Raw genomic sequence first — 20,988 nt, forward strand, 5'->3', positions numbered from 1 at the left:
GAACGTTGACGCCTGTTTTCGGCTTGGCATGCAATGGAGATGTTAATGAAGGTCGCGGACGCGCAGGATTTGGATCCGCAGGAAACCCGGGAATGGCTGGACGCCTTGTCGGCGGTCCGCGGTCATCGCGGCAACGAACGAGCCGAGTTCGTCGTCAGTGCGATGCTTGACGCCGCACGCCGTGGCGGCCTTAAGATCGAGCAGTCACTGACAACGCCCTACTGCAACACGATCCCGCCGGATCGGCAGCCGGCGCTGCCGGGCGATCGCGCGATCGAGCACAAGCTTCGCTCGATCATCCGGTGGAACGCTCTTGCAATCGTTCTGCGCGCCAACAAGGAAAGCTCGGAGCTCGGCGGTCATATCGCGAGCTTTCAGTCGGCTGCCACGCTCTATGATATCGGCTACGGCCATTTCTGGCATGCGCCGACCGACGGCCATGGCGGCGATCTGATTTTCGTGCAGGGTCACTGTTCGCCCGGCATCTATGCGCGCGCCTTTCTCGAAGGCCGGTTGAGCGAGGAGCAGCTTCTCGGTTTCAGGCAGGAGACCGGCGGCAAGGGCTTGTCGAGCTATCCGCACCCATGGCTGATGCCGGACTTCTGGCAGTTCCCGACGGTGTCGATGGGACTGGGGCCTTTGGTGGCGATCTATCAGGCGCGGTTCCTGAAGTATCTTGAGAACCACAAGCTGGCCGAGACCTCGAATCGCAAGGTCTGGGCCTTCATGGGCGACGGCGAAACGGACGAGCCGGAATCGCTCGGCGCGATTTCGCTCGCCGGCCGCGAAAATCTCGACAATCTGATCTTCGTCATCAACTGCAACCTCCAGCGGCTCGACGGACCCGTCCGTGGCAACGGCAAGATCGTCCAGGAGCTCGAAAGCGTTTTCCGCGGCGCGGGCTGGAACGTCATCAAGGTGCTGTGGGGTTCGGGCTGGGATCGCCTGCTCGAAAAGGACAAGAGCGGATTGCTGCTGAGGCGCATGGAGGAGTGCGTCGACGGCGAGTACCAGGATTTCAAGAGCAAGAGCGGCGCCTACATCCGCGAACATTTCTTCGGCAAGTACGATGAATTGAAACAGCTCGTCGCTGACATGAGCGACGACGAGATCTGGAAGCTCGCGCGCGGCGGCCATGATCCGGAGAAGGTCTTTGCGGCCTACGCAGCGGCGGTGAATCACAGGGGCCAGCCGACGGTGATCCTGCCGAAGACCGTCAAGGGTTACGGCATGGGCGAGTCTGGCGAAGGCCAGATGATCGCGCATCAGGCCAAGAAGATGACGCAGGACGCGCTGCGCGGCTTCCGCGACCGTTTCCAGGTGCCGGTTACCGACGATGATCTGGCGAAGGTTCCTTTCCTCCGCCTGCCGGAAGACAGCCCGGAGATGAAGTATTTCCGCGCACAGCGCGAAAAACTTGGCGGCAGCCTGCCGCAACGCCGGCGCAAATCCACGTCCTTACAAATTCCGCCGCTGTCGACATTCCAGCGGCTGCTCGACGCTACGGGCGACCGCGAAATCTCGACCACGATGGCGTTCGTGCAGATGCTCGGCACCCTCTTGCGCGACAAGGCGATCGGCAAGCACATCGTGCCGATCGTGCCGGACGAATCCCGGACCTTCGGCATGGAGGGCATGTTCCGCCAACTCGGCATCTATTCATCGGTCGGCCAACTCTACCGGCCGCAGGACGCCGATCAATTGATGTACTACCGTGAGGACAAGAGCGGGCAGGTCCTGCAGGAGGGCATCAACGAAGGCGGCGCGATGTCGAGCTGGATCGTCGCCGCGACGTCCTACAGCACGAACAACGTGCCGATGATTCCGTTCTACATCTACTATTCGATGTTCGGCCTGCAGCGCGTCGGCGACCTGGCCTGGCTCGCCGGCGACATGCGTGCGCGCGGGTTCCTGCTCGGCGGCACCGCCGGCCGCACCACGCTCAACGGCGAGGGGCTGCAGCATGAGGATGGCCACAGCCATGTCCTCGCCGCGACCATCCCGAACTGCGTGTCGTACGACCCGACTTTTGCCTATGAGGTCGTGACGATCGTCCGCGAAGGCATGCGGCGCATGTACGAGGTGCAGGAGGACGTCTACTACTACATCACCCTGATGAACGAGAACTATCCGCATCCCGCCCTCGCCGACGCAGGCAAGGGGGCGGAGGAGGGAATTCTCAAGGGGCTCTATCTCCTGAAGAACGGTGGCGAGACGCCGAAGAAGGGGCTTCGCGTCCAGCTCGTCGGCTCGGGTACGATCCTGCGCGAGGTGATCGCGGCCGCCGATCTGCTCAAGGCGGACTTCGGCGTCACCGCCGACATCTGGAGCGCGACCAGCTTCAACGAACTGCGCCGTGACGGCATGGCGTCGGAACGCTGGAACCTGCTGCATCCAACCGAGCCGCGCCGCAAGAGCTGGGTGGAGGCGCAACTCGATGGGCATCCGGGGCCCGTCGTGGCGTCGACCGACTACATGCGCAACTACCCCGACCAGATCCGGGAATATGTCCAGGCCGCCGGCCGTCGATACGTCGTGCTCGGCACGGACGGTTTTGGCCGCAGCGACTATCGCGTGAAGCTGCGAAAATTCTTCGAAGTCGACCGGCACTACGTTGCCGTCGCGGCGCTCAAGGCACTGGCCGACGACGGGGCGATCAAGCCGGCGATCGTGGCCGAAGCCATCGCCAAATACAAAATCGACGCCGGGCGTGCTGCGCCCTGGACCGTGTGAGCCAGCGGAGCCGAGGACAGAGCGATGAGTGGTCTGATCGACATCAAGGTGCCCGACATCGGTGACTTCAAGGACGTCCCGGTGATCGAGGTCTTCGTCAAGCCGGGCGACAAGGTGAAGGCCGAGGATCCCCTGGTTTCGCTGGAGTCCGACAAGGCGACCATGGAGGTGCCGTCGCCACGCGATGGCGTGGTGAAGTCGGTGATCGCCAAGGTTGGCGACAAGGTCAGCGAAGGCACGGTGGTTGTGCAGTTCGAGGGCGGCGGCGCCGAGCAGGTCGAGGCACGCCCGGTCGTCAGCGCTCCACCATCGCCGGTCAACGCACCGGCTGGAGTCGCCGAGGTGCGGGTCCCTGACATAGGCGACTTCAAGGACGTTCCGGTCATCGAGATCTTCGTAAAGGCCGGCGACAGCGTGAAGGCGGAGGATCCGCTGATCGCGCTCGAGTCGGACAAGGCGACGATGGAAGTGCCGGCGCCTCTCTCGGGCACCGTGCGCGAGATCAAGGTCAAGACCGGCGACAAGGTCAGCGAGGGCTCGATCATCCTATCGCTCGCAACTGGGGCAGCACCTTTGCAGGCCGACATCTCTCCCATGTCGCCGCCTGCGTCCTCGTCGGCCACCGCCGCTGGAACGGCGGTGGCCGACGCCCTTGACGAAAAAAGCTTCGCGCTCGCCTATGCCGGTCCGGCCGTGCGCAAGCTGGCACGCGAATTGGGTGTCGATCTCGGCAAGGTCAAGGGCTCGGGGAATCACGGCCGTATTCTGCGTGAAGACGTCGAGGCCTTCGGCAAAGGCGGGGCACCCTCTGCAAAGCCGCAAGCAGCGGCCGCAAGCGGAGGCGGTGTCGGCGGGATCGACCTTCTGCCTTGGCCCAAGGTTGATTTCGCAAAATTCGGGCCGGTCGAGCGCAAGGATCTTGGCCGCATCAAGAAGATTTCCGCGGCCAATCTTCACCGCAACTGGGTCGTCATCCCGCATGTAACGACCCACGATGAGGCTGACATCACCGATCTCGAACAATTCCGGGTGACGATGAACAAGGAACTGGAGAAGAGCGGCGTCAAGCTTTCGCTCCTGCCGTTCATGGTGAAGGCCGCGGTAGCAACGCTGCAAAAATTCCCGGAATTCAATGCGAGCCTCGACGGCGACGCGCTCGTCTACAAGAACTACTGGCACATCGGCTTTGCCGCGGACACGCCGAATGGCCTGATGGTGCCTGTCATCCGCGACGCGGACAAGAAATCGGTGCCGGAGATTGCCAAGGAGATGAACGCCCTCGCCAAACTCGCGCGCGAAGGCAAGATCAAGCCCGACCAGATGCAGGGCGGGAGTTTCTCGATCTCCTCGCTCGGCGGCATCGGCGGCATCTATTTCACGCCGATCATCAACGCGCCCGAAGTCGCGATCATGGGCGTCTGCAAGGGCTATTGGAAGCAGCACTCCTCCGACGGCAAGACGTCGAACTGGCGGCTGACACTGCCGCTGTCGCTGTCCTGGGACCACCGCGTCATCGACGGTGCGGCGGCCGCGCGCTTCAACGTCTACTTCGCCAACGTGCTCGCCGATTTGCGGCGCGTGCTGTTCTGAGATCGGGGGAATCAGCATGGCTCAGCAGATCGAAGTGAAGGTTCCGGATATCGGCGACTTCAAGGACGTTGCCGTGATCGAAATCATGGTGAAGCCCGGCGAGACCGTCGCGGTCGACACCAGCCTCATCATGGTCGAGTCCGACAAGGCGTCGATGGAGATTCCGTCTTCCCACGCCGGCGTCGTGAAGGAGGTCCGGGTCAAGGTCGACGACAAGGTGAGCGAAGGATCGACCATCCTCGTGCTGGAGGCTACAGGCGCCGCTGCCGCGCCAAAAGCTGCGCCGGCATCGCAGCCGGCCGCTGCCGCCAGTCCGCCGCTAACCGCGCCTTCCGCGGCATCCTATTCCGGCAAGGCAGAAATCGAGTGCGACATGCTGGTGCTGGGCGCCGGTCCCGGTGGCTACTCGGCCGCCTTCCGCGCCGCCGATCTCGGCATGAAGACGGTGCTGGTCGAGCGTTACGATACGCTCGGAGGCGTGTGCCTTAACGTCGGCTGTATCCCGAGCAAGGCGCTTTTGCATACGGCATCCGTGGTCGACGAGGTCAGGCATCTCCCCGACCACGGCATTTCCTTTGGCGCGCCGCAGATCGACCTCGGCAAGCTGCGCGCGTTCAAGGACGGCGTGATCAGGAAGCTGACGGGCGGCCTTGCCGGCATGGCGAAGGCCCGCAAGGTCGAGGTTGCGACCGGCGTCGGTACTTTCCTCGACCCGCATCATCTCGAAGTTCTCTCAGCCGGAGGCAAGAAGACGGTCAAGTTTGCCAACGCCATCATCGCCGCCGGCAGTCAGGCCGTGAAACTGCCGTTTCTGCCCGACGATCCGCGCATCGTCGATTCGACCGGCGCGCTGCAACTGAAATCAATCCCCAAGCGCATGCTGGTGATCGGCGGCGGCATCATCGGTCTCGAGATGGCGACGGTCTATTCGACGCTCGGCGCACGCATCGACGTTGTCGAAATGCTCGACGGCTTGATGCAGGGAGCCGACCGTGACCTCGTTAAGGTCTGGGAGAAGATGAACGCGGGCCGTTTCGAGAAGGTCATGCTGAAGACCAGGACGGTCGGCGCGAAGGCGACCGAGGCCGGGATCGAGGTGAGCTTCGAGGGCGAGCAGGCGCCCGCCGGGCCGCAGGTCTACGACCTCGTTCTCGTGTCGGTCGGCCGAAGCCCGAATGGCAAGGAGATCGGCGCGGAGAAGGCCGGCGTTGCGGTGACCGAGCGAGGCTTCATCGACGTCGACAAGCAGATGCGCACTAACGTGGCGCACATCTTCGCGATCGGAGACATCGTGGGTCAGCCGATGCTGGCGCACAAGGCCGTGCATGAAGCCCATGTGGCCGCCGAAGTCGCGCATGGCGAGAAGTCCTATTTCGACGCGCGGCAGATTCCTTCCGTCGCCTACACCGATCCCGAAGTTGCCTGGGCCGGCAAGACCGAGGAGCAGTGCAAGGCCGAGGGGCTCAAGGTCGGCAAGGCGGTCTTTCCATGGGCGGCCTCCGGCCGCGCCATCGCCAACGGCCGCGACGAGGGGTTCACCAAGCTGCTGTTCGATGCGACGACCCATCGCGTGGTCGGCGGCGGCATCGTCGGGACGCATGCCGGCGATCTCATCAGCGAGATCTGCCTTGCCATCGAGATGGGCTGCGAGCCAGCCGATATCGGCAAGACCATTCATCCGCATCCGACACTTGGAGAGTCCATCGGCATGGCGGCCGAAGTGTTCGAGGGCCATTGCACGGACCTGCCGCCGCAAAAGAAAAAGTGACGCCGCGGTCGAAATGAAGGAGACAGTCATGGTTTCAAGAGCGTGGCGAATTCTTATCCTTCTCGCATTTGTTCTGCTGCCGCCGAGGTTGGCGTCGGCGGCGGAGGCGCATTGGCCCCAGGTGCTCACTCTCGGCACCGCGTCGGAAGGCGGCACCTATTACGCCTATGGCGAAGGGCTGGCTCGATTGCTCTCGCGAGAACTCGGCATCGCGGTGGTGGCGCGACCAACTGGCGGCCCGATTGAGAATATCAAGCTGCTTGAGACCGGTGAAATCCAGCTGGCCTTCGTCACACAAGGCGTGGCGTTGCAAGCCTGGAACGCCAGCGCTGCCTGGACCGATGGGCGGCAATACCGAAGCATGCGCGTCATGTTCGCGATGTATGATACGCCGTTTCAGTTTCAGGTGCTCAGTGACTCGCCGATTCAATCGTTTGCCGAATTCGCCGGCAAGCGTATCGGTGTCGGGCCCGAAGGCGGCACCACCGCCACCTACTTTCCCGAGTTCCTTAAGGCGCTGAAGATCGAGGCCACCGTAGTTCACGGCGATTGGGCGGAGCTTGCGGAGAAGTCGTTGGTGCGAAGCATCGATGCGCTCGCGGTTGGCGCCGGCGTACCGGTTCCAATGCTTATCGATATAGAGCGAAAGGCGAAGGTGCGCTACCTGCCTCTCACGCGGCAGGAGATCGCAACGCTGCGCCTGACGATGCCGGAACTCTCCGCATCCGTTGTCGCGGCAGGTACGTATCCCACCTTGCGGCGCCGTTACGACACGGTCGGCCTGTTCAATTTTGCCGTCGCGCACAAGGATTTGCCGGACGATCTGGTCACAGCCATCGTCAACACAGTGTTCGCCAATAACGAGCGGATGATCGAATTTCATCCTGCGGCGGCGGAAACGATTCCCTCGAACATCACGCGCAACAATTTCATCCCGCTGCATGGCGGCGCGGTCAGTTGGTATCGCAGCAGGCTTACGCCCGGAGTTGTGAATGCGGACTGAGAAGAAGCTTAGGGAGGAATGAGATATGGCAACAGCAGCAGTAACGACAGGCGGTCACCATTCCGTAAAATGGTATCAGCACCTCTATGTGCAGGTCTTGGCTGCAATCACAGCCGGCATATTACTGGGCCATTTTCATCCTCAGCTTGGCGAGCAGATGAAGCCGCTTGGTGATGCGTTTATCAAATGCATCAAGATGATTATCGCCCCGATCATCTTCTTCACGGTTGTGCATGGTATCGCCAGCATGCGCGACATGAAGAAGGTCGGACGCGTTGGTTTGAAGGCATTGATCTATTTCGAAGTGCTGACGACAGCTGCGCTGATCATCGGACTTATCGTTATCAATTTCTGGAAGCCTGGCGTCGGCATGAACGTCGATCTGTCGACCGTTGACACAAAATCGATCGCGGCCTTCACCGCAAAAGCGAAGGACCAGGGCACGGTCCAGTTTCTGATGGACATTATCCCGCCGACAGTTGTCGGCGCTTTTGCCCAAGGCGAAATCTTACAGGTGTTGTTCTTTGCGATCCTGTTTGCATTTGGGTTGCAAGCTCTCGGTCAACACGGTGAGGGCGTGCTGCGGCTGATTGATGTCGTGAGCCACGTGTTCTTCAAGATCGTGGGCTACATCATGAAAGTTGCGCCGATCGGAGCGTTCGGCGCAATGGCGTTCACGATCGGCAAGTATGGCGTGGCGACGCTAATTTCGCTGGGGAACTTCATGTTGGCGTTTTACGTAACATGCTTGTTGTTCGTCTTCATCGTGCTCGGCTCCGTTGCTGCCCTTAGCGGCTTTTCGATCTTCAAGTTCATCCGTTATATCAAGGAAGAACTCCTGATCGTGCTTGGCACGTCGTCGTCGGAATCAGTGCTGCCGCGTATGATCGCCAAGTGTGAAAATCTTGGCTGCGAAAAGTCGGTCGTCGGTTTGGTCATTCCAACCGGCTATTCGTTCAACCTCGATGGCACTTGTATTTACCTGACAATGGCCGCGATCTTTTTGGCGCAGGCGACCAATACGGAGCTGACGATCTGGCAAGAGCTCGGCATCATTGGCGTTCTGCTCCTTACATCCAAGGGCGCCGCTGGTGTCACGGGATCCGGCTTCATCGTTCTGGCCGCAACACTTGCATCCGTCGGGACGATTCCGGTTGCGAGCATCGCCTTGATCCTTGGCATTGACCGCTTCATGTCGGAGGCGCGCGCGCTCACGAACCTCATAGGAAATGGCGTTGCGACAGTCGTTGTCGCCAAATGGGAAGGGGCGCTCGATGAAAGAATGCTCCATCAACGCCTGAACCAGGAGAGCGATGTCGAAGCGGACGATCCGGAGTCGGTAAAGATTGCGGATGACGAGATAGAGGCAGGCGCGCCCCGGCCAGTCGTCGCTTGACCTTGAAAACAGAAGCGCAGGGAACGCTAAACGAGGAGTTGATCATGACTGAAGTAGTAATTGTGTCTGCTGCCCGGACGCCGGTTGGCTCCTTCAATGGGGCGTTTGGTGCGTTGACTGCCCATCAGCTTGGGGCGGTGGCGATCAAGGGAGCGCTTGAGCGCGCCAAGGTCTCGCCGGAAGAAGTCGATGAAGTGATCTTGGGCCAGGTACTGTCCGGCGGCGAAGGACAAAATCCCGCGCGGCAGGCCGCCATGGCGGCCGGCATTCCGCAGGAGAAGACGGCGTGGGGCATGAACCAGCTTTGCGGTTCGGGCCTGCGCTCGGTGGCCCTCGGCTTGCAGCAGATCGCCAATGGCGATGCGAAGGTCATCGTCGCCGGCGGTATGGAGTCGATGTCGATGGCGCCGCATCTATCGCATATGCGGAACGGTACCAAGATGGGCGACACCAAGTTCGTCGACTCCATGCTGAAGGACGGCCTCTTGGATGCGTTCCACGGCTATCACATGGGAGTCACGGCGGAGAACATCGCTGCCAGGTGGCAGATCACCCGGGAAGAGCAGGACGCGTTCGCCACCAGCTCGCAGAACAAGGCCGAGGACGCGCAGAAGGCCGGCCGCTTCAAGGACGAGATCATTCCCGTCACCGTCAAGACCAGGAAAGGCGACGTCGTCGTCGACCAGGACGAATATATTCGTCCGGGCACGACACAGGACGCGCTGGCAAAGCTGAAGCCCGCCTTCAACAAGGAGGGCACGGTCACCGCCGGCAATGCCTCCGGTCTCAACGACGGCGCGGCCGCGCTGGTGTTGATGAGCTCCGACGAAGCCAGCAAGCGCGGCCTCACGCCGCTTGCCAAGATCGTCTCCTGGGCGACTGCGGGCGTCGACCCCGCGGTCATGGGGTCGGGCCCGATTCCGGCGTCGCGCAAGGCGCTCGAAAAGGCCGGCTGGAAGGTCAAGGATCTCGATCTCGTCGAGGCCAACGAGGCCTTCGCGGCGCAGGCCATCGCGGTCAACAAGGATATGGGCTGGGATCCCTCGATCGTTAACGTGAACGGCGGCGCCATCGCCATCGGCCATCCAATCGGTGCATCCGGCGCGCGCGTTCTGACGACGCTGCTGTTCGAGATGCAGAAGCGTGGCGCGAAGAAGGGGCTTGCCACACTGTGCATCGGCGGGGGCATGGGCGTCGCCCTGACGGTCGAGCGCTAGACCGACGGACGGCCGGTCATCCGGCCGAAGCGAGACGTGGACGGCACCAGGCCGTCCACGAACAACAACGGTTCTCCGAAAGCCGGGCAAATACCAGTTGAACCGATCAGGATCAGGAGGAGACGATGTCCAGGGTTGCGGTGGTGACGGGCGGTACGCGAGGTATCGGAGAGGCGATCTCGATCGCGCTCAAGGCGGCGGGCTACAAGGTGGCTGCGAGTTATGCCGGCAACGATGAGGCTGCCGCTAAATTCAAGGGCGAGACCGGCATCAACGCCTACAAATGGGACGTGTCGAGCTACGACGCCTGCGTCGCAGGTCTGAAGCAGGTCGAAGCTGATCTCGGCCCGGTGGACGTGCTGGTCAATAACGCTGGTATCACCAAGGACGGCATGTTCCACAAGATGACGCCGGACCAATGGTATGCGGTCATCAACACCAACCTGAACTCGCTGTTCAACATGACGAGGCCGGTGTGGGAAGGAATGCGTGAGCGCAAGTTCGGTCGCGTGATCTGCATCTCCTCGATCAACGGCCAGAAGGGCCAGATGGGCCAGGTCAACTACTCCGCCGCCAAGGCGGGCGACATCGGCTTCGTCAAGGCGCTGGCCCAGGAGGGAGCGCGCTCCGGCATCACCGTCAACACGATCTGTCCTGGTTATATCGCCACCGAGATGGTCAAGGCGATCAACCCGGAAGTCGTGGCCAAGAACATTCTTCCCCTGATCCCGGTCGGCCGTCTGGGCGAACCGCACGAGATCGCGCGCACGGTCGTGTTCCTGGCATCTGATGATGCCGGTTTCATCACGGGCTCGACGATATCCGCAAACGGCGGCCAGAGCATGGTCTGAGCCGCCGCCATGTCGATGCAGCCACGAGGGGATCTCACGACACGAACGCTCGCAATGCCTGCGGATGCGAATCCGAGCGGCGACATCTTCGGTGGCTGGGTGCTTTCGCAGATGGACATCGCCGGAGGAATTCATGCCGGACAGCGTGCGCAGCGGCGTGTCGCGACGGTTGCGATCGAGGCGATGCATTTCATCAAGCCGGTGCATGTCGGAGATGTTCTCTGCGTTTACGCGGCGGCCGAGCGCATGGGGCGTACGTCGGTAGCGATCCGCCTCGAGGCCTGGGCGCTGCGCAGCCGGTTGGGGGACCGTGTCAAGGTGACGGAGGGTATCTTTACGTTCGTCGCTCTCGACGGTGAGGGACGTCCTGCGCCGATCGGGTTTGATCGACAAGGGGAAGCATCTCGACCGTAAGCGACGCTTCAAACGAGCCGGCACTAACAACCGATGAAGGAGAAGAAAATGTCTGACAGCAAATCGAAGTCAAACGACGCCGACTGGGGCTTTACGGGGTTCGACTTCGCCAAGCTCATCGAATCCTGCCAGATCAGCGGCGTCGACATGATGTCGCTGATCGATACGGAGAAGAAAAACATCGACGCGCTGATCGAGGTCAACCGTTCGGCATATGACAGCTGGCGAAACCTGATGGCTCGGCAGGCCGAGGTTTTCCAGGAAACCATGACGGCGATCGCCGCCGAGGCGCGCGACGAATCCGTTGCGGGACGCCGCACTGAGATCGCCAGGCAGGGATTCGAGAAGGCCCTGGCCAACATGCGCCAGCTTGCCGAGACGGCGGCCGATTCCCAGAAGCAAACGATGGAAATATTGCACCGCCGCTTCGAGGACGGAATGGGGGCCGCGCGCAATCGCAGCGGAAGCGCGTGAGGCCACCCACAGCTCAAGGCAGGCGAGGGATCGGTCGCGCCGGCCTTTCGAACGAAGAAATCAAGTCGAGGAAACACGATGGATCAGGATCTGAGGGAAGCCGCACTCGAATATCATCGCCTGCCGACGCCGGGGAAGATTTCCGTCGTGCCGACGACATCAATGGCAACGCAGCGCGATCTGGCGCTGGCGTATTCGCCCGGCGTGGCGGAGCCTTGCCTGGTCATCGCCAAAGACCCCTTGCAGGCCGATGAACTGACAGCGCGCAGCAACCTCGTGGCCGTCATCACCAACGGCACCGCGGTGCTCGGTCTCGGCAATATCGGCCCGCTGGCGGGCAAGCCGGTCATGGAGGGCAAGGCGTGCCTGTTCAAGAAGTTCGCCGGGATCGACGTGTTCGATATCGAGCTCGCCGAGGAAGACCCTGACGCGCTGATCGAAACGATCGCCAGGATGGAGCCGACCTTCGGCGGCATCAACCTGGAGGACATCAAGGCGCCGGAATGCTTCTATATCGAACAGAAGCTGCGCGAGCGAATGAAAATTCCCGTCTTTCACGACGACCAGCACGGCACCGCGATCATCGCGGCGGCGGCGATCCTCAACGGGCTGAAGCTGGTAAAAAAGGACATCGCGGACGTCAAGCTGGTTTGCTCCGGCGCCGGCGCAGCGGCTCTTGCATGCCTCGATCTCATCGTCAGCCTTGGCCTGCGGCACGACCGTATCATCGTGACCGACGCAAAAAGCGTCGTCTATGCGGGCCGCACCGAGGGCATGGATGACAACAAGGCGCGCTATGCGGTGAAAACGGATGCGCGAAAGCTGGACGAGATCATTCAGGACGCGGATATCTTCCTCGGCTTGTCGGCCGGCAATGTGCTGACGCCCGACATGGTCAAGAAGATGGCGCGAGATCCCCTGATCTTCGCCATGGCCAACCCGATACCCGAAATCATGCCGGAGGATGCGCTGGCGGTCCGCCCCGACGCGATCATCGGGACGGGACGTTCCGACTACCCCAACCAGATCAACAATGTGCTGTGCTTTCCGTTCATCTTCAGAGGCGCGCTGGATTGCGGGGCGACCACGATCAATGAGGAGATGAAGCTCGCGACGGTCCGCGCGCTCGCGGATCTGGCGATGGCGGAGGTGCCTGAGGTGGTCGCCGCCGCCTATAAGGGGGAGGGGCTGCGCTTTGGCCGCGACTATCTCATTCCCAAGCCGTTCGACCCGCGGCTCATCGAAATGATCGCGCCGGCGGTGGCCAAGGCCGCTGCCGACACCGGCGTCGCCAGGCGTCCGATCGTCGATATGGAGGCCTATCGTCAGAAACTCGGCCGGTTCGTCTACCAGTCCGGCAACGCGATGCAGCCGGTCTTTTTGGTGGCGAAGGGAAGCGGCAAATCGCTGCTTCTGGCGGAAGGCGAGGATGAGCGCGTACTGCGCGCAGCACAAGTCATCGCCGACGAGAGAATTGCCAGACCGCTGCTTCTCGGCCGGCCGTCAACGATCGAAGAGCAGATCAAGGCCTTCGGTCTCCGGCTCAGGCCGGGCGACGACTGCGAGATCATCGATCCGCATGATGCGCAGGTATATTCCGAGTGCGCGGAAGTGTACCATGCGCGCAGAAAGCGCGATGGCGTGTCGGCCGCGCTGGCCCTCTCGGAGACGCGAAGCGATGCGACGGTGCTGGCGTCGATCCTGCTCGAGAGGGGCATCGGCGATGCCATGCTGTGCGGGGTCATCGGAAGGACCGCCAATCACCTCACCGCCATACGCCACGTGATCGGGACCCGGGACGGCGTGCGCACGCTCGCAGTGATGCAGATGCTCATTCTCCCAAAGCATCAGCTGTTCATTTGCGACACGCACTGCAATCTTAACCCGACCGCCGAGCAGGTCGCCGATATTGCATTGTTGGCAGCCGCCGAGGTCAGGCGGTTCGGCATCACGCCGAGGGTGTCGCTGTTGTCGCATTCGAGCTTTGGCAGCTCGGCGGTCCCGGAAGCGCACAAGATGCGGGAAGCGCGCGCGATCATCCGCGAGCGGTCGCCCGATCTGGCCGTGGAGGGCGAGATGCGCGGGGATGCCGCGCTGTCGCAGTCGGTGCTTGATCACGAGTTTCCCGACACCGATTTCGAGGGGCCGGCGAATGTGCTGGTGATGCCGAATCTCGATGCCGCCAACATTTCCTACAATTTGTTGCGGATGGCTGCAGGGCAGGGGCTGACGGTGGGCGGCATTCTGCTCGGGGCGGCAAAGCCGGCCCACATCCTCACGCCGTCGTCCACGGTGCGGCGCATCGTTAACATGGCTGCCGTCGCGGCCGCTGACGCCGTTTCGGAGCGAGCTTGATCGGGAAAGCGCTTGGACGAGCTGTGAACTGATCGGTCGAGGCCATCATCATGAGTGAGCCACAGTTGGGAACATCCCGCATTGTGATCGTCGGAGGCGGAGCCGGCGGATTGGAGCTTGCGACGCGCCTGGGCGACAAATACGGGCGCAAGGGAAAGCTCGACATCACGCTGATCGAGCGAAACCGCACGCATGTGTGGAAGCCGAAGCTTCACGAGATTGCCGCCGGGAGCATGGATATCGCCGCCCACGAGGTCGATTATCTTGCGCAATCCTACTGGCATGGCTTTCGCTACCGGATCGGGGAGATGATCGGGATCGATCGGGATCGCCGTCAGGTGCTGGTAGCGCCGTATTTCGACGCCGAGGGCCGCGAGGTCACGCCGAAGCGGACCTTTGACTATGACGTGCTCGTCGTCGCCGTCGGAAGCCAGAACAACGACTTTGGCACGCCTGGAGTCGTGGACCATGCGATCAAGCTCGAATCGCAGTCGGACGCACGGCGGTTCCACGAAAGAATGGTCAATGCGTGTATCCGCGCGCATGCCCAATCGGCGCCTCTGGGAGCGCACCAGTTGAAAGTCGCAATCATCGGGGCCGGTGCGACCGGCGTCGAACTTGCGGCCGAACTCCACAGAACGACGCGCGAAGTGGTGGCGTATGGCCTCGATCAGGTCGATCCCCAGAAGGACATCAGGATTACGCTGATTGAAGCCGCCGAACGGGTGCTTCCCGCCTTGCCCGAACGGGTTTCGAAAGAGACGGAGAAGTTGCTCGTCAGGCTGGGCGTCAATCTGCTGGTGGGCGCCAAGGTCTCGGAGGTCGGTGCCGACCGTGTGAATCTGACGGACGGCCGGACGATCCCCGCCGAACTGATCGTCTGGGCTGCGGGAGTCAAGGCGCCCGATCTCCTGAAAGAAATCGCCGGTCTCGAAACCAACCGCATCAATCAGCTCGTCGTTCGGCCGACGCTGCAAACAACGCGCGACGACGGCATCTTTGCCATCGGTGACTGCGCGGCCTGCTCGTGGGGCGAGCGCGGTAATGTGCCGCCGCGCGCGCAGGCGGCCCATCAGCAGGCCTCACACCTCTATTCCCAGCTTCCGCGCTATCTGCGGGGCGAGCCGATCAAGGACTACAAGTATAAAGATTTCGGATCACTGGTGTCGCTCGGCGAATTCAGCACCGTCGGCTCGATGATGGGAGCGCTCGTGGGCGGCAACCTCGTCTTCGCAGGCATCTTCGCGCGGATGATGTACCTGTCTCTCTACAAGATGCACGAACACGCGCTGCACGGTTCGGTGAAGGTTGCGCTCGATACGCTCGCCCGCCTGATCACCCGGCGCACGGAGCCGCATGTGAAGCTTCATTGATATCGGGTCGCAAGCGGGAGGGATGTCGTGCTTGATTGATGCGAAGGCACTGCGCCGAACCTGGAGGGCATCCTGATGGACGTTGTGTTCCTTGCGCGCATCCAGTTTGCCGCCAATATCACGTTCCACATTCTGTTTCCCTCGATTTCGATCGCGCTGGGCTGGGTTCTGCTGTTTTTCGGTTGAAGCACCTGCGCGCGACCGACCCGCAGCAAAAGCTGGATTGGCTGCGCGCCTACCGGCTGTGGACAAAGATATTCGCCCTGACATTCGCGCTCGGGGTCGTTAGCGGCGTCACCATGAGCTTCCAGTTCGGCACCAACTGGCCGGGCTACATGGAGCGCGTCGGCAATATTGCCGGCCCGCTGCTCGGTTATGAGGTGCTGACCGCATTCTTTCTGGAAGCGGGTTTTCTCGGCGTGATGCTGTTCGGCCACCGCCGGGTCGGCGAGATGGTCCACCTGGGGGCGACCTTTCTGGTCGCCTTCGGCACGCTGATGAGCGCATTCTGGATCCTTGCCCTCAATTCATGGATGCAGACGCCTGCAGGATATGAGATCGTCGATGGCCAGTTTCACGCGCGAAACTGGCTGGAGATCATCTTCAACCCGTCCTTCCCATATCGCTTCGTCCACATGGTGCTGGCATCCGCGCTGACCTGCGCGTTCCTGCTCATCGGGATCAGCGCCTGGCAGATCCTCAAGGGCGTCGCGATCGACACTGCATCACGCGTGTTGCGGGCCGGGCTCATCTTCGCTGCGCTGGCGGCGCCCGCGCAGATGGTGGCGGGCGATCTGCACGGGCTCAACACGCTGAAGCACCAGCCGCAGAAGATCGCGGCGATGGAAGGCGTCTGGGAAACGACGCGCGGTGCGCCGCTTCTTCTGTTTGCGATCCCGGACGATGCGACGAGATCGAACCATTTCGAGTTGGCCGTGCCGAAGCTCGCGAGCCTGATCCTCCGGCACGATCTTGACGGCGAAATCAAGGGACTGAACGAATTTCCATCGGCCCATCCGCCGGTCTTTCCGGTGTTCTGGTGCTTCCGGATCATGGTCGGGACCGGCATCCTGATGCTGCTGGTCAGCTGGATCGGCCTGTGGAGGCATTGGCGCGATGGCTGGGATTTCGCCCGGATGCCACGGCCAATGCTCAAGGTGTTCGCAGGCATGACCTTTGCCGGTTGGGTTGCGACCATTGCCGGATGGTACGTCACGGAGATCGGACGCCAGCCGTTCATCGTCTCCGGTCTCATTCGAACGGCCGACGTTGCCTCACGGGTGCCGTCGTCAAGCGTTGCCCTGACGCTCGCAATCTACGTTGTGCTCTATCTGGCCTTGCTCGTGGCGTATGTCGGGGTGCTGAAATACATGTCGGAGACAGCGGAAAGGACCAAAGGCCCCATCACATCGAAAGACTATGAGGACGGCCCGCACAAGTATCAGCGCCGGGGAGAATTCGCATGATTTCGATGTCCTTCGATGAACTCCTTCCGCTCATTTTCATCGGCTTGATGGGGGTATCGCTGCTCGTCTACGTCGTGAGCGACGGATACGATCTCGGGGTCGGCATGCTCATGCATCGGGCGACGCCCGAGGAGCGGGATACCATGGTCGCGTCCATCGGTCCGTTCTGGGACGCCAATGAAACGTGGCTGGTTCTTGGCGTCGGCCTGCTGCTAGTAGCTTTCCCAAAGGCGCATGGGCTGGTCCTATCGGAACTGTACCTGCCGACCGCTCTCATGCTGGTCGGCCTGATACTGCGCGGCGCAGCCTTTGATTTCAGGGTCAAGGGCAAGGCCAACCGGAAGGCGACGTGGGATCGCCTGTTTATCGCCGGATCAATGCTTGCCTCCGTGTGTCAGGGCTGGATGCTTGGTCGCTATATCAGCGGCTTCGGCGAGGGCTGGAACTATCCGATCTTTGCCGGCGCCATTGCGGTGGCGCTGCCCATGGCATACGCGCTGCTCGGCGCGACATGGCTGGTGATGAAGACCGACGGCCAGCTCCAGCACAAGGCGATCGAATGGAGCAAGATTGCCTGGCCGCCCATGGTCGTAGGCTTGATACTGATCTCGATGGCGACGCCTTGGATCAGCGAGACCGTTCGCGAGAGGTGGTTTACCTTGCCGGCGATGATTGCGGTGGCATCGATCCCGATAACGGCGGGGATAGCGCTGCTGACGGTGCGCCTCCTGCTCGGCTCGCCCGCCGTGCGCGGCGCCCTGTGCTGGTTGCCGTTTGCCTTGCTTGTGCTTGTGTTCCTCCTGAGCTTCCTTGGCCTCAGCTACAGCATCTATCCCTTCGTGGTGATCGACAGGCTTACCGTCTGGCAAGCCGCCAGCAGCCCCGAATCGCTCAAGATCATCCTGATCGGGGTGTGCGTCACGCTGCCTGTCATCATCGCCTATACCGGATTTTCCTATCGCGTATTCCGGGGCAAGACCATAGAGTTAGACTATGCATGAGCGGTCGTCCGTCGTGGCCGGCGCTCCTCGGATTTGTCTGGTTCCCGAGATGACGGACCTTCCATCGCTGGTGAACATCAAGGGGCGACCCGAAATCAGTTCGGTGGCGTCAGGTTCCACGCGTTGGCTTGTGCGCGGAGCAACCGCAGTCGCGCTGGTCGTTGCCGCTTCGTGGCTCGGATATGCTGTGGCTTTCCAGCGCGGACTTGACCATTTGCGCGCTGCCGCCCAGCAGCGGCTGGCCGTGGAAGCAGCCCGGCTCGACGGTCATCTTTCAAGATTTGAGTATCTGCCGTCTTTGCTCGAAACGTCCCCCAGCGTCTTCCAGCTGCTCGGGGCTCCCGTCGATTCCGCGTTGCGGCAAGCCGTCAGCCAGTACCTGAAATCGATCAATCTGCTGGCGGGAGCCGACAATCTCTACGTCCTCGGCGTCTCCGGCGATACGCTGTCCGCGGCTGATTTCGAGCAGCCGGGTACACCGGTTGGCCAAAACCTGTCGTACCGGCCCTATGTGAGCGAGGCTCTGTCAAAGGGTCGAGGGGCGTTCTTCGGTGTCGGCATCACAAGCGCGCGCGCCGGCTACTATCTCTCCTATGCCCTCAAGGAGGGCGGAGAGACGAGGGGTATCGCTACCGTCAAGGTCAACCTGGATTCGTTCGAGCGCGCGTGGCGCGACATTGACAGCGATATTCTTCTGCTCGACGAGCGCCGGGTCGCGATACTTTCCTCTCGCGACGCGTGGCGCTTTCGTCCAATGCAGCCGCTGTCGCTTCAGATGCACGATGAGATTTCGCGATCCAAGCCATATGGAAACCACGAGCTGACGCCGCTCGGATGGACCTTTGCCGCTCAGTTCTCGGATGGCTCTGCACGCGTCACCGCAGAAAACCGCGCCTACACCCTCAGCGAACGGCCAATCAACCATGGTCTGTGGAAGCTGGTCCTTCTCGACGATGAGGCGCCAATACGGCAGACTGCGCTCATCATCGGTGCGATGTCGGGTCTCGCCTCCATCGTTGCGTTGCTGGCGGCTGGTCTGGTCGAGCAACGCAGGCGAGCGATCAAGCAACGCCTGGCCAATCAGGCGGCGTTGCAGGCGGCGAACGACATGCTCGAGATCAGGGTGCAGGAACGAACCGCTGAACTGCGGGCCGCGCAGGATGATTTGGTCCATGCCGGGAAGCTCGCCGCCCTCGGCCAGATGTCGGCCGGAATCGTGCATGAACTGAATCAGCCCTTGGCCGCCCTGCAGACCGCTGCCGACAATGCGGTTCTGCTCGTCGACCGCGGGTCGATCGGCGATGCCCGCGGAAATCTCACCCGGATCGGCGAGTTGGTACGTCGGCTCGGACGCTTGACCAGTCAACTGCGGGTCTTTGCATACAAGTCGAGCAGCCCGCTTGACGCGGTCGCTGTCGAGCATGCTATGGCCGAATCCCTCAAGATCCTCGCCGCGCGCGTCAAGGAGACCGGAGTCGATCTCGTAACGGATATTGACGCGAATCTCTCCGTCGTTGCCGACCAGACGCGACTTGAGCAGCTGTTGTGCAATATCGTGGCGAATGCGCTGGACGCCGTGGAGGGCGCCGATCGGAAGTCGATCCTGATACGCGCGACCCGGGAAGAGGCGCAGACCGCCCGCTGCCGCATCGTCATCAGCAACAGCGGTCCTGCAATCGCGTCCGACGTCCTGCAGCGCATGTTCGAGCCTTTTGTGACGACCAAGCCTGCCGGCAAGGGGCTCGGCCTCGGCTTGATGCTCTCCAACCACATCGCGCGCTCCTTTGGCGGCGAACTGCGCGCCCGAAACCTGATGCCGTCCGGCGCCGAATTCGTCGTGATCCTTCCATTGGCTGGCACATCAGAGACCTCGCATGGACGATGACCAATCGATCGGCGTGATCTACGTCGAGGACGACAACGATGTCCGGATCGGTGGCGTTCAGGCGCTCGAACTCGCCGGGTTTTCCGTCTCGGGATTCGCCTCGGTCGAGACCGCTGCTGGGTCCGTGTGCGCCGACATGCCATTCGTTGTGGTCTGCGACGTGCTCCTGCGCGGCAAGAGCGGCCTTGAATGGCTGTCCGATCTGCGCCGGCTGGATCAGGACCTGCCCGTGATCCTGATCACCGGGCATGGCGATATTTCCATGGCCGTGCAGGCAATGCGAAATGGTGCCTACGACTTCATCGAGAAGCCATGTTCTTCGGAGCAGCTGATCTCGGTGGTGCGCAGGGCGGCCGAAAAGAGACGGCTGACCCTGGAAGTACGCTCGTTGAGATCCGCTCTGGCGGACCGCCAGGGAATCGAGTCGAGCCTGCTGGGCCGGTCGCCGCAGATACAGGAAGTTCGCAGGCTCGTCTCCACATTGGCCGCGACCAATGTCGACGTCACGATCTATGGCGAAACCGGAACCGGCAAGGACGTGGTTGCGCGCTGTCTCCACAATCACAGCGGGCGACGCGGCGGCAATTATGTCGCGGTAAACTGCGGCGGCCTTCCCGAATCGCTGGTCGAGAGCGAGCTGTTCGGCCATGAGGTGGGCGCATTTACCGGCGCCACCCGTCAGCGTATCGGAAAGATCGAATATGCGAATGGCGGAACGCTGTTCCTCGACGAAATCGAGAGCATGCCGCTGAGCGTGCAGGTGAAGTTGTTGAGGTCGCTGCAGGACCGGTCGATCGAGCGCGTCGGCTCGAACAAGCCGATTTCCGTCGATTGCCGTGTCATTGCGGCCAGCAAAACGAATTTGCTCGAGCTGAGCGAAAAAAAGGTGTTTCGCGCCGATCTCTATTATCGCCTCGGCGTCGCATTCATCGAACTGCCGCCACTTCGCGAGCGGCGCGAAGATATTCCCTTCCTGTTCGAGCACTTCACGCTGGATGCCGCCAGACGGTTCGAGCGCGACGCGCCGCTACTGGACGAGCAGACGCTGTCCGTCCTGCTGGCCTATTCGTGGCCGGGAAACGTACGGGAGCTCCGTAACGTCGCCGATCGCTTCGTGCTCGGCGTGCTCGACGGCAAGGCCGTCAACAAGCCCGGGTTCGGCGCATCGGACGTGTCGCTGCCTCGACAGTTGGAGAACATCGAGCGGTCGATCATCGAGGACGCGCTGCGGCGCAAGCAGGGCGACGTTCAGGCAACTGCAATGCTTTTGGGCATCCCGAAGCAGACGCTGTACGATAAGATCAAACGCCTTTCAGTGAATGTCGACGAGATCAGGGAAGGGACGACAATCGTTCGCACCGGATCCTGACGATCAAGCGAACCCTTGCGACGCCCTTGCAGGCTTGCGGGCCGGCCTCCTGCAGCTGGCCGGACATGGCGATCGCGCGATGGGCACGACAAC

16 protein-coding genes are annotated in these 20,988 nt (G+C 61.9%); all 16 read left to right on the top strand.

Going from position 1 to position 20,988, the window contains the following annotated elements; translation table 11 throughout:
* Nucleotides 1–45 precede the first annotated feature (45 nt).
* The 16 genes from aceE (at nucleotide 46) to IVB22_RS07905 (ending at nucleotide 20,895) form a co-directional block, all read left to right on the top strand.
* On the top strand, nucleotides 46–2,733 hold the full coding sequence (gene aceE, locus IVB22_RS07830; RefSeq protein ID WP_247516715.1) for a pyruvate dehydrogenase (acetyl-transferring), homodimeric type: 2,688 nt from the start codon (nucleotides 46–48) through the stop codon (nucleotides 2,731–2,733).
* 24 nt (nucleotides 2,734–2,757) lie between these two features.
* Nucleotides 2,758–4,323, top strand: coding sequence for a dihydrolipoyllysine-residue acetyltransferase (locus IVB22_RS07835; protein ID WP_247516716.1), 1,566 nt, complete (start codon nucleotides 2,758–2,760; stop codon nucleotides 4,321–4,323).
* 16 nt (nucleotides 4,324–4,339) lie between these two features.
* Complete coding sequence (gene lpdA / locus IVB22_RS07840; RefSeq protein ID WP_247516717.1) at nucleotides 4,340–6,091, top strand: dihydrolipoyl dehydrogenase; 1,752 nt, start codon at nucleotides 4,340–4,342, stop codon at nucleotides 6,089–6,091.
* Nucleotides 6,092–6,119: 28 nt separating this feature from the next.
* Nucleotides 6,120–7,094, top strand: coding sequence for a TAXI family TRAP transporter solute-binding subunit (locus tag IVB22_RS07845; protein ID WP_247516718.1), 975 nt, complete (start codon nucleotides 6,120–6,122; stop codon nucleotides 7,092–7,094).
* A 25-nt stretch (nucleotides 7,095–7,119) separates the two neighbouring features.
* Nucleotides 7,120–8,490: a dicarboxylate/amino acid:cation symporter gene (locus tag IVB22_RS07850; protein ID WP_247516719.1), complete on the top strand. Its 1,371-nt coding sequence runs from the start codon at nucleotides 7,120–7,122 to the stop codon at nucleotides 8,488–8,490.
* A gap of 44 nt (nucleotides 8,491–8,534) precedes the next feature.
* Nucleotides 8,535–9,707: an acetyl-CoA C-acetyltransferase gene (locus IVB22_RS07855; protein WP_247516720.1), complete on the top strand. Its 1,173-nt coding sequence runs from the start codon at nucleotides 8,535–8,537 to the stop codon at nucleotides 9,705–9,707.
* 125 nt (nucleotides 9,708–9,832) lie between these two features.
* Nucleotides 9,833–10,558, top strand: a complete 726-nt coding sequence (gene phbB / locus IVB22_RS07860; RefSeq protein WP_247516721.1) for an acetoacetyl-CoA reductase — start codon at nucleotides 9,833–9,835, stop codon at nucleotides 10,556–10,558.
* Between the two features lie 54 nt (nucleotides 10,559–10,612).
* On the top strand, nucleotides 10,613–10,972 hold the full coding sequence (locus tag IVB22_RS07865) for an acyl-CoA thioesterase (RefSeq protein WP_247516722.1): 360 nt from the start codon (nucleotides 10,613–10,615) through the stop codon (nucleotides 10,970–10,972).
* Nucleotides 10,973–11,020: 48 nt separating this feature from the next.
* On the top strand, nucleotides 11,021–11,446 hold the full coding sequence (gene phaP, locus IVB22_RS07870) for a TIGR01841 family phasin (protein ID WP_247516723.1): 426 nt from the start codon (nucleotides 11,021–11,023) through the stop codon (nucleotides 11,444–11,446).
* A 78-nt stretch (nucleotides 11,447–11,524) separates the two neighbouring features.
* Nucleotides 11,525–13,801: an NADP-dependent malic enzyme gene (locus IVB22_RS07875; protein ID WP_247516724.1), complete on the top strand. Its 2,277-nt coding sequence runs from the start codon at nucleotides 11,525–11,527 to the stop codon at nucleotides 13,799–13,801.
* Between the two features lie 50 nt (nucleotides 13,802–13,851).
* Complete coding sequence (locus tag IVB22_RS07880) at nucleotides 13,852–15,174, top strand: NAD(P)/FAD-dependent oxidoreductase (protein WP_247516725.1); 1,323 nt, start codon at nucleotides 13,852–13,854, stop codon at nucleotides 15,172–15,174.
* Between the two features lie 75 nt (nucleotides 15,175–15,249).
* A complete protein-coding gene (locus tag IVB22_RS07885; protein WP_247516726.1) occupies nucleotides 15,250–15,360 on the top strand; it encodes a cytochrome ubiquinol oxidase subunit I in 111 nt (36 codons plus the stop codon).
* Nucleotides 15,357–16,640 (top strand): cytochrome ubiquinol oxidase subunit I, encoded by a 1,284-nt coding sequence (locus tag IVB22_RS07890; RefSeq protein WP_247516727.1) that lies wholly within the window; start codon nucleotides 15,357–15,359, stop codon nucleotides 16,638–16,640. Before IVB22_RS07885 ends, IVB22_RS07890 begins: the two co-directional genes overlap by 4 nt.
* Nucleotides 16,641–16,645: 5 nt before the next feature.
* Entirely contained in the window at nucleotides 16,646–17,641 is a 996-nt protein-coding gene (locus tag IVB22_RS07895) for a cytochrome d ubiquinol oxidase subunit II (protein ID WP_247516976.1), read from the top strand.
* A 49-nt stretch (nucleotides 17,642–17,690) separates the two neighbouring features.
* Entirely contained in the window at nucleotides 17,691–19,526 is a 1,836-nt protein-coding gene (locus tag IVB22_RS07900) for an ATP-binding protein (RefSeq protein ID WP_247516728.1), read from the top strand.
* Entirely contained in the window at nucleotides 19,516–20,895 is a 1,380-nt protein-coding gene (locus tag IVB22_RS07905) for a sigma-54 dependent transcriptional regulator (protein ID WP_247516729.1), read from the top strand. Before IVB22_RS07900 ends, IVB22_RS07905 begins: the two co-directional genes overlap by 11 nt.
* The last annotated feature ends 93 nt before the right edge of the window (nucleotides 20,896–20,988 follow it).

Origin of the sequence: Bradyrhizobium sp. 190, from assembly GCF_023073415.1 — a bacterium.
Lineage (GTDB): Bacteria > Pseudomonadota > Alphaproteobacteria > Rhizobiales > Xanthobacteraceae > Bradyrhizobium.

Coding starts and splice junctions, on each gene's coding strand:
- IVB22_RS07850 (WP_247516719.1), top strand. CDS start 7,120: ATGGCAACAGCAGCAGTAACGACAGGCGGTCACCATTCCGTAAAATGG.
- IVB22_RS07875 (WP_247516724.1), top strand. CDS start 11,525: ATGGATCAGGATCTGAGGGAAGCCGCACTCGAATATCATCGCCTGCCG.
- IVB22_RS07895 (WP_247516976.1), top strand. CDS start 16,646: ATGTCCTTCGATGAACTCCTTCCGCTCATTTTCATCGGCTTGATGGGG.
- IVB22_RS07845 (WP_247516718.1), top strand. CDS start 6,120: ATGGTTTCAAGAGCGTGGCGAATTCTTATCCTTCTCGCATTTGTTCTG.
- IVB22_RS07880 (WP_247516725.1), top strand. CDS start 13,852: ATGAGTGAGCCACAGTTGGGAACATCCCGCATTGTGATCGTCGGAGGC.
- aceE (WP_247516715.1), top strand. CDS start 46: ATGAAGGTCGCGGACGCGCAGGATTTGGATCCGCAGGAAACCCGGGAA.
- IVB22_RS07865 (WP_247516722.1), top strand. CDS start 10,613: ATGCCTGCGGATGCGAATCCGAGCGGCGACATCTTCGGTGGCTGGGTG.
- IVB22_RS07885 (WP_247516726.1), top strand. CDS start 15,250: ATGGACGTTGTGTTCCTTGCGCGCATCCAGTTTGCCGCCAATATCACG.
- phbB (WP_247516721.1), top strand. CDS start 9,833: ATGTCCAGGGTTGCGGTGGTGACGGGCGGTACGCGAGGTATCGGAGAG.
- IVB22_RS07855 (WP_247516720.1), top strand. CDS start 8,535: ATGACTGAAGTAGTAATTGTGTCTGCTGCCCGGACGCCGGTTGGCTCC.
- IVB22_RS07900 (WP_247516728.1), top strand. CDS start 17,691: ATGACGGACCTTCCATCGCTGGTGAACATCAAGGGGCGACCCGAAATC.
- phaP (WP_247516723.1), top strand. CDS start 11,021: ATGTCTGACAGCAAATCGAAGTCAAACGACGCCGACTGGGGCTTTACG.
- lpdA (WP_247516717.1), top strand. CDS start 4,340: ATGGCTCAGCAGATCGAAGTGAAGGTTCCGGATATCGGCGACTTCAAG.
- IVB22_RS07905 (WP_247516729.1), top strand. CDS start 19,516: ATGGACGATGACCAATCGATCGGCGTGATCTACGTCGAGGACGACAAC.
- IVB22_RS07835 (WP_247516716.1), top strand. CDS start 2,758: ATGAGTGGTCTGATCGACATCAAGGTGCCCGACATCGGTGACTTCAAG.